Consider the following 12964-nt stretch of genomic DNA (forward strand, 5'->3'; position numbering starts at 1 on the left):
TCCCACCCTCTCCCCTCATCCCGAGGTGCCGGAGCGAAGCGGAGGCCTCGAAGGAGCCCTCCAGATACCGCTGTGCCCTCTGGAAACCTCCTTCGAGGCCCGCTGACGCGGGCACCTCAGGATGAGGTGGCGGGTGGGAGAAATGCGTGCATCCGATAGCCCGTTGAAGGGGGAAGGGTTGGCGCGCCCCCTCACATCGTCACGACATCGACCCCATCGCCCAGCCGCGCGCGGGCGAGGTCGGCGACGTGGGCGTGGTGGGTGAACAGGATCGGCTGGATCGTCCCGCCCACCGCGGCCAGGGCCTCCAGGCCGTGGCCGGTGCGGGCGTCGTCGAAGGTGATAAAGAGGTCGTCGCCGATGAAGGGGGCCGGCTCGCCGCGGGCGGCGTAATCCTGCAGGTAGGCGAGCCGCAGGGCGAGGTAGAGCTGGTCGCGGGTGCCCTCGCTCAGGCCCTCGACCGGGACCGAGCCGCCGTCGGCCCGGCGTCCGGTGAGGCGGGGGGTGTCGGCCTCGTCGTACTCCTGCGCCAGCCCGGCGAAGGCGCCCCCGGTCAGGCCCGAAAACAGGTCGCCGGCCCGCGACAGAAGCGGGTCCTGCTGTCCGGCCCGGTGGCGGCCGATGGCGGTGCCGAGCATGAGGTGGGCGAGCTTGAGCACCGCCCACTGCCGGGCGTGGACCTGCAACTCGGCCTCCGCCGCCTTGCGCTGGGCGACCGCGAGTTCGGCGCCGGTCCCGCCCTCGAGCTCCTGCCGGCGGCGCTCGCCCCGGTCGCGGTCGGCGAACACGACGCGGCCCTCCTGGTCGTGGGCCTCGTCCTCCATGGCGATACGGGCGAGCGCCGCCTCGATGGCGTCGGGCGAGGTCGCCACGAGGTCGTCGCGCAGGCTCGCCTCGGGCAGGCCGTCGGCGGCGCGGGTGAGTTCGGCCCGGCGGGCGGCGAGGTCGGCCCGCAGCCGGGCGCGGGCCAGGAGGCGGCCCTGCAGGATCTCGATCGCGGGGACGGCATCCGCACCGAGATCGGGCCGGTAGCCGGCAAGGTGTCCGGTCAGGGCCACTTCGGCCCGGGCGAGGTCGGCGTTGGCGATCTCCACCCTGCGGGCCGCCTCGTCGCAGTGGCGCGTCAGCGCGGTGCGGCGCGCCTGCGCATCGCGGGCCTGCTGCAGCCGGCCGTGCAGGGAACGGATCGCGGCGCTCGGCGCCATCTCCGACAGGTCGAGGGCGACGGCGGCCAGGAGTTCGGCCACGGTCGCGGCATAGGTCTCGCGGTCGCGGCGGATGCCGGCGACCCGGCGGGCGAGGGTGTCGTGCGCGTCGAGGGCGAGCGGCACCGCCCGCCAGGCCTCAAAGGCGCCCTCGGCCTCGGCGAGGCTGGCGGTCGCTGTGAGACCGACGGCGGCGACGGCCTCACCCCAGCCCGCCGCCCAGGCGGTGCGGCCGGCGTCGGCTTCGCCGAGGGCGTCGCCGAGCCGGGCGCGTTGCGTCGCAGCCGCCCGCAGCCGCGCCTTGGCCTCGCGGCCGGCCTCCCACAGGCCGGCGAGCTCCGTGATGCGGTCGTCGAGCCGCGCCAGGAGGAGCGCCGGCGGCAGGGTATCGAGACCGGACAGGCCGGCGCGGGCGGCCAGATCGACCAGGGGCGTCCGGCACGCCTCGATGCGACGCGAGAGGGCCGCGATTTCGTTTTGCCGGCTCTCCAGGACCTGCTGGCCCTCGATGAGGTTGACCGCCTCGCCGAGCCAGACCGCCATTTCGGCCGGCGGCAGCGGCAGGATGCCGGCCGGGGCCCAGGCGGCGCGCCAGTTGTCCAGCGCCTGGGAGGCCTCCGCGGCGATCTCGTCGAGGCTTGCGCGGGCGCCGGCCTCCTCCTCCTCCTCGGCCGCGAGGCGGCGGTGGTCGGCGGCCTGCTCGGCGACGCGGGCGGCGTCCAGGGCGAGGTCGTCGGCCATGCGGTCGGCGGCCGCGACGGCGCGCTCGTAGCGGGCGATGGGGTCGGCGCCGGCCGTGCCGGCGCGCAGCGGGGCGAACAGGTCGTCGCGCTCCTGGCGCAGGGCGGAGAGATCGACGAGCGAGGGGATCGGCCGGCCGGCCTCGCGGCGCAGGAGCCGGGTGCGGGTCGCCGCCACCGCCTTGCGGGCGGTGGCGAGGGCATCGGAGGCGCGCAGGCGCTCGCGCTCCTTGGCCTCCATCAGGGTGCGGAACCGCGCCACCGTCTCGGGCTGGGGCAGGGGCGCATCGACCAGGGCGGCGGGGTCGGTGACGGCGGGCGAGAGGCGGGCGGCCTGCCCGGCGAGCAGCCGCGCCTCGTGCCGCACCGCCGCATCGAGGGCGTCGCGCCGGGCCAGATCCTCGCGCAAGGGAGCCAGCACCTTGAAGGCGGCGCGCAAGGGGCCCGGATCGACCACCACCCCCTCGGCCTCCACCGCGCGGGCGAGGTCGGCTTCCTCGGCGGTGGCCGCGGCGAGGTCGCGCCGGAGCCGGGTGAGCGTGGCCTCGCGCTCGCGGCCCTCGCGGACCAGGGCGTCGATGCGGGCGCGGGCGGCGTCCGAGGGCTGGCGGGCGGACAGGGCGGCCCGGTCGGGCAGGCCGACCCGGATGGCCAGGCGGTCGAGGTCGGCCGCGGCCCGGTCGGTGTCGGCCTGGATGCGGGTGAGATCGACCCCGTCCTTGTCGAACCGGTCGATGCCGCGGAACCGCTCGAGGATGTCCTGGTCGCGCGCGATCACGCCGGCCTCGACGGTGACCGCGTCGCGGTCGGCGCTGGCATGCGCCAGGGCGGTGCGGGCCCGGGCCTGTTCCGCCCCGGCCGAGCGCAGGGCCGAGAGGGCGTCGCCGAGGCGGTCGATCCAGTCCGGGCTCGCCTCAACGAGGTCGGGGTCGGCCTCCGCCTCGGCCGAGATCGCGTCGATGGCGGCCACCAGGGGGGCGACGCGCTTGAGTCGTTCGAGCCGGGCGCGCTCGCGGGCGATGGCCTCGCGGGCGTCGCGGATCGCGTCGAGGCGGGATGCGGCGGCCTCGATCTCGTCGTTGAGGGCGCGCCAGTCGCCCGCGCGCAGTTCGGTCTCGCGGATCGCCCGGCGGGCGGCCTCGTGCCGGTCGAGGGCCTGGTAGAAGGTGCGGTCCTTCGAGCGGCGCGGGGCGAAGATGGCGTCGGCCTCGGTGCCGAGCCCCTTCTGCAGGTCGTGGTAGCCGCGCAGGCCCGAGGCGGCGGCGAACAGGCTGGCCCCGACCTCCCCGTCGCTGGTGAGCATCTCCCGGCCGCCCTGGCGCAGGCTGGCCGCATCGAGGCCGAAGGCGCGGCAGAACACGTCGCGGGTGAGCCCGCCGAGGAAGGGCACCAGCGCGTCCTCGGGCAGGGCCGCATCGGCGGCGTCGACGAGGGTGCCGCTGTTGCCCTTGCGCCGGCGGAAGGCGAGGCGGCGGCCGTCCGCGGCCTCGATCTCGGCCCCGAGCCGGAGGGTCTTCATCTCGTGCAGGAAGGCGAAGCGGGTGCGCGCCTCGATCCCGAACAGCAGGTCGGTGACGGCGGCCAGCGCCGTGCTCTTGCCGGCCTCGTTGGGGCCGAGCACCACGTGCAGCCGCGCATCCGGCCGGAAGGCGAGGCGGCGGCCGGAAAAGGGGCCGTAGCGTTCGAGATCGAGGCTGAGGAGGCGCATCAGCAGGACCGGCCGGACAGGCGCCCGACGATCACCGCCTCGGCCTCGGCGCAGAGGGCGTCGAGGTCGGACAACTCCTCCCCGCCGGCCCCGGCCGGGAGCTTGCCTCCGATCTCGGCCAGGACCGCCGCGGCGCGGGCCCGGAAATCCGGGTCGCGCTCGACGCTGGCCAGCATCGCGACGGGGTCGATGCCGGAAATATCGATGCGCTGGCCCGACCCCTCGGGCCGGCGAGTGGCGTTGACGAGGCGCTCCAGCCAGATGTCCTCGTGAATGCGCTGGGCCGCGGCCTGGACCTCGGCGGTGAAGGCCTCGCGGTCGGCGGCGATGCGGTCGTGCAGGCCGGTCTGCCCGGTCAGGCGCAGGCGCAGGGCCAGGAGCCGGCCGCCGGCCTCCTGCGCCAGGGGCCGCAGGGCCGCCTCGATCGCCGACAGCGCCTCGCCCTCCTCGGCGATCCCGGCGAGGGCGACGTCGAGGGTCGCGAACCGGGCCTGGTCGACGATGAGCCGGCTCACCCCCGTCACGCGGCCGTCGGCGACCTCCACCACAACGGCGCCCTTCGCCCCGCATTCGCGCACCGAGCGGCCCTGGAGGTTGCCGGGAAACACGATCCACGGGTCGCGGGCGAGCTCGGCATGCTCGTGGATGTGGCCGAGCGCCCAATAGTCGTAGCCGCGTCCCGCGAGGTCGGCGATCGAGCAGGGCGCGTAGGTGTCGTGCAGCGACGAGCCGGTGCAGGAGGTGTGGAGCACGCCGATGTTGAACCAGCCCGGCACCGGGGCCGGATAGGTCAGGGCGTAGTTCTCCTCCACCGCCCGGTTGGGGAAGCTGCGCCCGTGCAGGGCCACCCGCAGGTGGTCGAGGCGGTGGGTCTCGGCCCGGTTGGCAGGGTAGCCGCGCACGCAGGGCGGCAGCGTGATCGCCTTGGTGATGACGCTCTCGGCATCGTGGTTGCCCCGCACCAGCACCACCGGAATGCCGGCCCGGTCGAGCCGCGCCACCTGCCGGGCGAAGAACAGCCCGATGGTGTTGTCGGCCCAATCGCCATCGTAGACGTCCCCGGCCACGATCAGGAACGCCACCTTCAGGGCGATGGCCCGGTCCACCAGCTCCTCGAACGCCCGCCGCCCGGCCGAGGCGAACCGCCGGGCGATCTCGGCATCCTTGAGCGCGAGCCCTGTCAAAGGGCTGCCCAGATGCAGGTCGGCGGCATGGATGAAGGTGAAGGCGGCCATCGGGCTGGCGTAACGCGGATCGCGCGTGAGTGTCACCGGGTTAGGGGATTGGGCTGTGGAGGGGGATTTTGTGGGAGGTTGGCGTTTCACGTGAAACGGGCGGAATGGGGTGTGCGAGGCCAGTGGACGCAGAGCGCGGCTTGCAGCCATCTCTCGGGGCATCATTCCTGGCACGGTCGTCGATGCCGAGAAGGCTTCTCGCTGGGGGCGCCTGCAAAACCGTTTACTGACGAAACGGGTCGATCTGTGCCAGAGCTATTCCGACGATGCTTGCACCAACCAAGTGGAGTCGTTCTTCCAACGTCTCCGCCGCGCCGAGATGGATGCTCACCACCGCACCAGCAGACCTATCTCGCTTCCTACGCTGGCGAGATGGAGTGGCGCGAGGATCATAGCCGGAAAAACAACGGCGTTCAGCAGGTTAGGACGACGAACGCTACGCTTACGCACTCCGTGCCGCGCCAGTGGTAAAGTATACTGGCAGCCGGAACGATTCAGTCGCGGGCTGATTGCTGACTCAGTCTGGAAACAGGGAAGCCAGCAAGTGCGTCGATTGGAAGAAAATCTTCCTGTGGGTTTACGTCAGAAAAAATGTCAGCAAGCCTGATTGCGTCCAGAACAGCTGGCGAAAAAGCGGTTGAGCCTGGTTGTTTTTCCGCCCGGTCCAGAGCTTCTGCCACGCTTTCTGCGATATTAGACGCCTGGGTCATCAAACTTTTTCCGTCAGGTGGCTGTGCAGATAGAATGGCAACCCAGCCCGATCTGTGTACGCTGTCAAGAGGTCGTTGTAGCTACGGATCGCTTCTCTAAGATTTTCGTCCGCTGAGTAATCATCGATTTCCAGCCGCAACTCTTTTAAGCGCTCAACGCCAAGAGACCGGCCGTGAGAGAACCACCTTTTATGATCTGATAGCGCCGTAGCTACCTCCTGGGCACGAGTCGATTTGTCATCATCTGTAACGGGTGTTCCTGGGTTTGTAGTTCTATGAACAGTCCAGTCTTTAAACTTGTATTGTATTAGCCATTTCTTAAGCAAGTCTATCGATAGATTTTTTGCCTGCTCAAAGAGAGCCAGCTTCGCTAAGTCCATACTCTTTAGAAGCACCACGTCTGCGGGCGTGAGATTACCTTTCTGAGTAATCTCGTCGACCTTGTCTAAGTATCCCAAAGCTGCGACATATCCGCTACCGTCTGGAGCCATGACTTGAGGGTCAATCGGACCCAGAGTCGATGAGTAGTCCATATAGATTTTATCACCAGACATACAGAAGATCGTTCCAGCAGACATAGCTATGTCAGGAACAATAAAATTTACAATGTCGTAGTGGTAGCGAATTACGTTGACAAATCTTTCTACTGTTTCCGCGGAACCTCCAGGAGTTCGCAATACAAGACTTAGGGTGCGATTAGGTCGAGCGGATTTCTGTTTGACATCTTCGACAAAATTTCTAAAAAGCCTGAAGTATTGCGGATTAATTTGCCCAAAATAACAAATTACATCTGATTCAAGCTGATCTTTAAGGGCTTTACCTTTTTCATTTATGTGATGTAGGATCGTATGGTCTAAATCTGCCGGATTCATGCGTTTTCCTACTGCGTCCTTCGGGATACAATTAACAGTAGACGGGTTCGCCGACAACCCTGAGTTACACGTCTATTTTGTGAGCTTTTTAGCTGCTCGCCCAAACTCAAGTCGCCAGCCTTGTATACGAGGAGTCGGGCAGGGCCGTTCAATTTGAGACACCACAGCGCCTTCGACACTCGCCAGTATGCTCTGTCGTCAGCGTACAGCCCCGCGCCCCACTCGCATCTTTTGCAGGGCGCCCCCTCAGCGCCGCGTCACGTCCGTGAGCAGCCGTCGGTCTCGGTGGTCCTTCCCCTCGCACTGGCACACGAGGTAGGCCAGTTGTCGCGACGTGAGCGGGCCGTCTGCTTTGCAAGGCGCGGCCACGAGGTAGTTCCGCAGCTCCTCCCGGTAGACCTTCCAATGTAACAGGATAATGCGGACTACTTGAGCAAAGAGTTGGTCAGTTCCGCCACGGTGGCGACAGACGGCGAGAATCATCCCACCCATCGCCCTCATCCTGAGGTGCCACTGCTCTCGCAAGAGGCCTCGAAGGAGACCTCCAGAAGCCGAAGCGATCCCTGGAGACCTCCTTCGAGGCCGCTGCGCGGCACCTCAGGATGAGGGCGTGGGTGAGACGAAGGGGCCGAACGGGCGCTCGGCGACCACCGATGGCGGATACTGCCGGATAACGCGCCGTCTTTTCCCGGATTCCCGGATCGATGAGTAGGGTGATCCGGTACGACGACGTGCCGCGAGGCGGAGCAATATCCAACCGTCACCATGATGGGGGCGCCCCGGCATCCCGGACCGCTGTCCGCCAGTGGTTCGGGTGTCCGGGAAAGGTGCGTCACTGGACGCCTCAGCCCGGTGCCATCGGAGTGGCACATCAACGACCAAATCATAAATTCCTTTCATAGGAATTTATGTTGACACCGCGACGCTCCTGGGCTATCACTCCTCCACGCTCAAGAAGTGTGACGAGAGACGGCGGGGGCGGCGATGACGGGTTCGCCTCAGGAGGGGCGTCGGCGCGTCGAGGCGCTGGTGCGCGGCACCTCCAAGACATTTGGGCAGATCGCCGCGGAGACCGGCGTCGCCCACCCGTCGACCATCGCGAAATGGAGCCAGCGTCATGGCTGGCGCCCGTCGGCGGCGTCGGGCGAAAAGAACGACCTGCGGGCAACCCTGCGCCGCCACATCGCCCGCCAGATTTCGCGGTTCGACAAGGCGCTGCGGCAAGTACCCAAGACCCCCGCGGCCAAGACCCTCGCACCCAAGCCCCTCGATTCGGCGAAGGTGCTGCGCGATCTCGGCGGCCTCAAGAAGCTCCTGGACGAGATCGACGCGGACGGACGGCGGGAGGCGGGCGATGGCAAGGATGCTGGCGGCGACCCCGGCGGCGGCCTCGACCTGCCCGCCCTGCGCGCGCAGATCGCGGACCGCTATGCGGCATTCGCAGGCGACGGGGCGGCTGCCGGCCTTCCTGGCGAGCCTGCCGCCGGCCCTGATCCTGAAGATGTCGCGTGACTGGCTCCATTGCGCCCGTCCCGACCAGCTGCCGCCCTGCGAGTGGCGAACCCCCTGGACGACCTGGGCGGTGATCGGCGGGCGCGGCTCGGGCAAGACCCGCACGGGGGCCGAGTGGGTGCGGGCGCTGGCGCTGGGCGACCCCGCCTTCACGGCGAGCCCCGTCGGGCGCATCGCGCTCGTCGGCGAGACCTTCGCGGACGTGCGCGACGTGATGATCGAGGGGCCGTCCGGCCTAATGGCGCTGGCCGGGCCGCGCCCGGTGTGGTCGCCCTCCCGGCGGCGGGTCGATTATCCCAACGGCGCGGTGGCGCTGGCCTTCTCGGCCGAGGAGCCGGATTCCCTGCGCGGGCCGCAGTTCGGCGCCGCCTGGTCGGACGAACTCGCCAAGTGGCGCCAGGCGGAGGCCGCCTACGACATGATCCAGTTCGGGCTGCGGCTGGGGGCGCGGCCGCGCAGCCTCGTCACCACGACGCCGCGCCCCACCGCGCTGATCCGCCGGCTCCTCACCGACCCGTCCGTGGTGTTGAGCCGCTCGCGCACCGCCGACAACGCCATGAACCTGGCGCCGTCCTTCCTCGAGGGCATCGTCGGGCGCTACGCCGGCACCCGGCTCGGGCGCCAGGAACTCGACGGGGAGCTGATCGAGGACCGGCCGGACGCCCTGTGGAACCGGGCCGGGATCGAGGCGGCCCGCGTGGCCAGGGCGCCGGACGCGCTCAGGCGCATCGTGGTGGCGGTGGACCCGCCGGCCTCGTCGCGGGCCGGGGCCGACGCCTGCGGGATCGTGGCGGCGGGGTTGGCGGATTCGGGCCACGCCTACGTGCTGGCCGACGCCACGCTGAGCCGGGCGACGCCGCAGGTGTGGGCGCTGGCCGCCCTCACCCTCTACCACCGGCTCGAGGCCGACGCCCTCGTGGTCGAGGTCAACCAGGGCGGCGAGATGGCCTCGGCCGTCATCGCCCAGATCGACCCCGCCGTGCCGGTGACCCCGGTGCGGGCCAGCCGCGGCAAGTACCTGCGGGCCGAGCCGGTCTCGGTGCTCTACGCCCGCGGCCTCGTCCACCACGTCGGCGCCTTGGCCGCCCTGGAGGACGAACTGTGCGACCTCGGCCCCGACGGCCTCTCCACCGGCGCCTCGCCGGACCGCCTCGACGCGCTGGTGTGGGCGCTGACCCACCTCATGCTGGGGGCCAGGGCGGAGCCGCGGATCCGGGGGTTGTAGAGCCCGCTCTCCCCTTGTGGGGAGGGGCCGGGGGTCGGGGTGGTTCCGCCAGCCTCCGGCCAGGGTCGCCCCACCACCCCCACCTCCAACGCCTCTCCACAAGGGGGAGGAGAGACCCGCGAGAGCCCCCATGCCCAATCTTCTCACCCGTCTCACCCGGGCGATCGCCCGCGCGCCGGCCACCAAGGCAGCCCCCCTCTCGGCCACCCGCGTCGCCTTCTACGGCGAGGGCCGGGCCGCCTGGACGCCGCGCGACGGCGGGGCGCTGGCCCGCGAGGGGTTCCAGCGCAACGCCGTGGTCCACCGGGCGGTGCGCCTCGTGGCGGAGGCCGCCGCCGCGGTGCCGCTGAGCCTCACGGACGAGGCCGCAGGGCATCCGCTGACGGCGCTCCTCGACCGTCCGAACCCGCGCGAGGGCGGGGCGCGGCTGCGCGAGACGCTCTACGGGCACCTGATGGTGTCGGGGAACGCCTATCTCGAATGCGTCGCCCTCGACGGCGTCCCGCGCGAGCTCCACGCCTTGCGCCCCGACCGGATGCGGGTGGTGCCCGGCCCGGACGGATGGCCGGCGGCCTACGACTACACGGTCGGCGGGCGCGTCCTGCGCTACCACCGCGGCGACGAGGGGATGAGCCCGATCCTCCACCTCACCCTGTTCCACCCCACCGACGACCACTACGGCCTCTCGCCGATGGAGGCGGCGGCGGTGGCGCTCGACATCCACAACGCGGCCGGCGCCTGGAACAAGGCGCTCCTCGACAACGCCGCCCGGCCGTCCGGCGCGCTGGTGTTCGCCGCCGCCGCCGGCAATGGCTTGAGCGACACGCAGTTCACCCGGCTCAAGGGCGAGTTGGAGACCAACTACCAGGGCGCCGGCAACGCCGGGCGGCCGTTGCTCCTGGAGGGCGGGCTCGACTGGAAGCCGCTGTCGCTCTCGCCCAAGGACATGGATTTCGTGGAGGCCAAGAACGGGGCCGCCCGCGAGATCGCCCTGGCCTTCGGCGTGCCGCCGCTCCTCCTGGGCCTGCCCGGCGACAACACCCACGCCAACTATGCCGAGGCCAACCGCGCCTTCTACCGCCAGACCGTGATCCCGCTGGTGCGCCGCACCGCCGAGAGCCTCGCGCAATGGCTCGAACCCGCCTTCGGCCCCGCCCGCCTGGAACCCGACCTCGACGCCATCGAGGCGCTGGCGCCGGAACGGGAATCCCTCTGGCGCCGGGTGCAGGGGGCGGACTTTTTGAGCGAGGACGAGAAGCGCGAGGCGGTGGGTTACGGGGCGCGGGGGTGACGAACGTCGGTCTTGGAGACGTCGTCGCCCTCGAACGGCAGCGCGGCCCGATGCGCCTTGGCGCAGGCATGGGCGTGGCAGTCGCCCATGGTGAGCGCGGCCGGATGCCGGCCCTCGCCGAAGCGGGCATGGGCCTCGATGGCGAGTTCGGATTCGGCTTCGCCGATCGGGATCGGACGTAGTCCCAAGGCCTCCCGATAGAGGCGCACGCGTTCACGGGCTGTCTCGACGGTGAGGGAAGAGCTGCGGACGAGACCGGCTACGGTTTCCCACACCGACACAGCAGAACACAGGCCATCGGCGTCGGCATCGATGATGTCGCGGAAGACATCGGCCTCTGCTTCGCCGGCGATGATGGCGATCAACGCCGGCGCATCGACTAAAAGTGTCATTCGCCGCTCAACTCATCGAAGAACGCCTTGTCCGCCAGCTGTCCGGTGGGCGCCGGCAGCGGGTGGAGCGCACGACGTTCGGCCTGCCGCACCGCCTCGGACTTCGTCGTGCCGGTGGCCTTGGCGAGCTGCGCCACGAGATCCGCCGTCGCGTCGTCCTCGATGGTGAGCGGCATCCGCCCCTCCGCGAATATCCTCGACGCACCACAAGGATGTTCGCGGCCTTCACCCCTGTCATCCCTCACCGATCGGATCATCCATGGATGGCCATGTCACCGGCTACGCCAGCCTGTTCGGCGTGCCCGACCTCGGGCGCGACGTGGTCGCGCCGGGCGCCTTCGCCGCCAGCCTCGCGCAGCGCGGGGCTGCGGGGGTGCGCATGCTCTGGCAGCACGATCCGGCCGAGCCGATCGGGCGCTGGCTGGCGCTCACCGAGGACGCCCGCGGCCTCAGGGTCGAGGGCCGGCTCAACCTCGCCGTCCAGCGGGCCCGCGAGGTCGACGCGCTGATGCGCGAGGGCGGCCTCGACGGGCTTTCGATCGGGTTTCGCACCCTGCGCGCGGCGCCCGAGCGCAACGGCCTGCGCCGCCTCCAGGCGATCGACCTGTGGGAGATCTCCCTGGTGACCTTCCCGCTCCAGCCGGGCGCGCGCATCGGCGCACCGGCCCGTGCGGCAGCCGACATGCCCGCGCAGCTGCGGGCGCTCGCCCGCCGCATCGCCCCCCTTTCCACCCGGCCCCGCGCCGCCCCTTCCGCCCCCACCCGAGGTACACGATGAGCGTCCACGCCCCCTTCGAGACCGCATCCTCCCCCCTCCTCGAGAACAAGGCGGCGCCGGCCGACGCCGGCACGGCCCTGGCCGAGCTCGCCCAGGCCTTCTCGGCCTTCAAGGAGACCAACGACGCCCGCCTGGCGCAGCTCGACGCGCGCCTGGGCACCGACGTGGTGACCGAGGAAAAGCTCGCCCGCATCGACGCGGCCCTCGACGGCGCCCGCCAGCGCCTCGACCGCCTCGCCCTCGACGGACGCCGGCCGCCCATGGCCAACGGGCCGGTCCCGCGCGACGCCGCCGCCACGGAGCACAAGGCCGCCTTCGACCTCTACGTCAGGGCCGGCGAGAGCGGCGGCCTCAAGCGCCTGGAGGAGAAGGCGCTCTCGGCCGGCTCCGGGCCGGACGGCGGCTACCTCGTGCCCGCCACGGTGGAGCGCGAAGTGCTCGTGCGCCTCGCCCGCCTCTCGCCGATCCGGGCGCTGGCCAGCGTGCGGACGATCTCGGGCGGGCAGTACAAGCGCGCGGTCTCGGTGAGCGAGGCCGTCTCCGGCTGGGTCGCCGAGACCGCGCCGCGGCCGCAGACGGCGAGCCCGACCCTGTCCGAGCTGAGCTTTCCGGCGATGGAGCTCTATGCCATGCCGGCCGCGACCCAGACGCTGCTCGACGACGCCGTCGTCGACATCGACGCCTGGCTCGCCGACGAGGTCGAGACCGCCTTCGCCGAGCAGGAGGGCACCGCCTTCGTTACCGGCAACGGTATCAGCCGCCCGCGCGGCCTGCTCGCCTACGACACGGTCGCCAACGCGTCGCTGGTGCCGGGCAAGCTCGGGACGATTGCCACCGGGGCGGCCGGTGCCTTCCCGGCGGCCAACGCGGCCGACGTGCTGTTCGACCTCGTCTATGCCCTGCGCGCCGGCTACCGCCAGAACGCCGCCTTCGTGATGAACCGCAAGGTCCAGAGCACGATCCGCAAGATGAAGGATGCCGACGGCAACTACCTCTGGCAGCCGCCCACCGCCGCCGACCGCGGCGCCACCCTGCTCGGCTTCCCGGTGGCCGAGGCCGAGGCGATGCCGGATGCGAGCGCGGGCAGCCTCTCGATCGCCTTCGGCGACTTCAAGCGCGGCTACCTGGTGGTGGACCGCACCGGCCTGCGGGTGCTGCGCGACCCTTATTCGGCCAAGCCCTACGTGCTGTTCTACACCACCAAGCGCGTCGGCGGCGGCGTGCAGGACTTCGATGCGATCAAGCTGCTGTCGTTCGCTTGAACACCCCGGCCTCCGCCGACGCCGGGCGGAGGCC

11 protein-coding genes are annotated in these 12964 nt (G+C 70.5%); 5 read left to right on the plus strand and 6 right to left on the minus strand.

What is annotated here, in order from left to right; translation table 11 throughout:
- Window positions 1-191: 191 nt before the first annotated feature.
- From ASF39_RS03055 to ASF39_RS20155, 4 genes are all read right to left on the minus strand, one after another.
- Entirely contained in the window at window positions 192-3653 is a 3462-nt protein-coding gene (locus ASF39_RS03055; protein WP_056280942.1) for a YhaN family protein, read from the minus strand.
- A complete protein-coding gene (locus tag ASF39_RS03060; protein ID WP_056280944.1) occupies window positions 3653-4888 on the minus strand; it encodes a DNA repair exonuclease in 1236 nt (411 codons plus the stop codon). Before ASF39_RS03060 ends, ASF39_RS03055 begins: the two co-directional genes overlap by 1 nt.
- Window positions 4889-5382: 494 nt before the next feature.
- Window positions 5383-5598: a hypothetical protein gene (locus ASF39_RS22175; protein WP_244472240.1), complete on the minus strand. Its 216-nt coding sequence runs from the start codon at window positions 5596-5598 to the stop codon at window positions 5383-5385.
- Window positions 5598-6470 carry a serine dehydrogenasease gene (locus ASF39_RS20155; RefSeq protein ID WP_082494308.1) on the minus strand — a complete coding sequence of 291 codons (873 nt, stop codon included), beginning with the start codon at window positions 6468-6470 and terminating at the stop codon, window positions 5598-5600. The genes ASF39_RS22175 and ASF39_RS20155 overlap by 1 nt, the downstream gene beginning before the upstream one ends.
- 984 nt (window positions 6471-7454) lie before the next feature.
- Here ASF39_RS20155 and ASF39_RS03070 point away from each other — a divergent pair.
- From ASF39_RS03070 to ASF39_RS03080, 3 genes are all read left to right on the plus strand, one after another.
- Window positions 7455-7982 (plus strand): hypothetical protein, encoded by a 528-nt coding sequence (locus ASF39_RS03070; protein WP_056280948.1) that lies wholly within the window; start codon window positions 7455-7457, stop codon window positions 7980-7982.
- Window positions 7972-9207, plus strand: coding sequence for a terminase family protein (locus ASF39_RS03075; RefSeq protein WP_056280949.1), 1236 nt, complete (start codon window positions 7972-7974; stop codon window positions 9205-9207). Before ASF39_RS03070 ends, ASF39_RS03075 begins: the two co-directional genes overlap by 11 nt.
- Before the next feature lie 130 nt (window positions 9208-9337).
- On the plus strand, window positions 9338-10498 hold the full coding sequence (locus tag ASF39_RS03080) for a phage portal protein (protein WP_056280951.1): 1161 nt from the start codon (window positions 9338-9340) through the stop codon (window positions 10496-10498).
- Here ASF39_RS03080 and ASF39_RS03085 read toward each other — a convergent pair.
- Window positions 10480-10890 (minus strand): type II toxin-antitoxin system VapC family toxin, encoded by a 411-nt coding sequence (locus ASF39_RS03085; RefSeq protein ID WP_056280953.1) that lies wholly within the window; start codon window positions 10888-10890, stop codon window positions 10480-10482. The two genes, ASF39_RS03080 and ASF39_RS03085, sit on opposite strands and share 19 nt — an antisense overlap.
- On the minus strand, window positions 10887-11066 hold the full coding sequence (locus ASF39_RS03090) for a type II toxin-antitoxin system VapB family antitoxin (RefSeq protein WP_056280955.1): 180 nt from the start codon (window positions 11064-11066) through the stop codon (window positions 10887-10889). The genes ASF39_RS03085 and ASF39_RS03090 overlap by 4 nt, the downstream gene beginning before the upstream one ends.
- Window positions 11067-11149: 83 nt before the next feature.
- Here ASF39_RS03090 and ASF39_RS03095 point away from each other — a divergent pair, with 83 nt between their 5' ends.
- Both ASF39_RS03095 and ASF39_RS03100 read left to right on the plus strand, forming a co-directional pair.
- Window positions 11150-11668: an HK97 family phage prohead protease gene (locus ASF39_RS03095; protein WP_056280957.1), complete on the plus strand. Its 519-nt coding sequence runs from the start codon at window positions 11150-11152 to the stop codon at window positions 11666-11668.
- A complete protein-coding gene (locus tag ASF39_RS03100; protein WP_056280960.1) occupies window positions 11665-12930 on the plus strand; it encodes a phage major capsid protein in 1266 nt (421 codons plus the stop codon). Before ASF39_RS03095 ends, ASF39_RS03100 begins: the two co-directional genes overlap by 4 nt.
- The last annotated feature ends 34 nt before the right edge of the window (window positions 12931-12964 follow it).

Origin of the sequence: Methylobacterium sp. Leaf108 (assembly GCF_001423265.1) — a bacterium.
GTDB lineage: Bacteria > Pseudomonadota > Alphaproteobacteria > Rhizobiales > Beijerinckiaceae > Methylobacterium.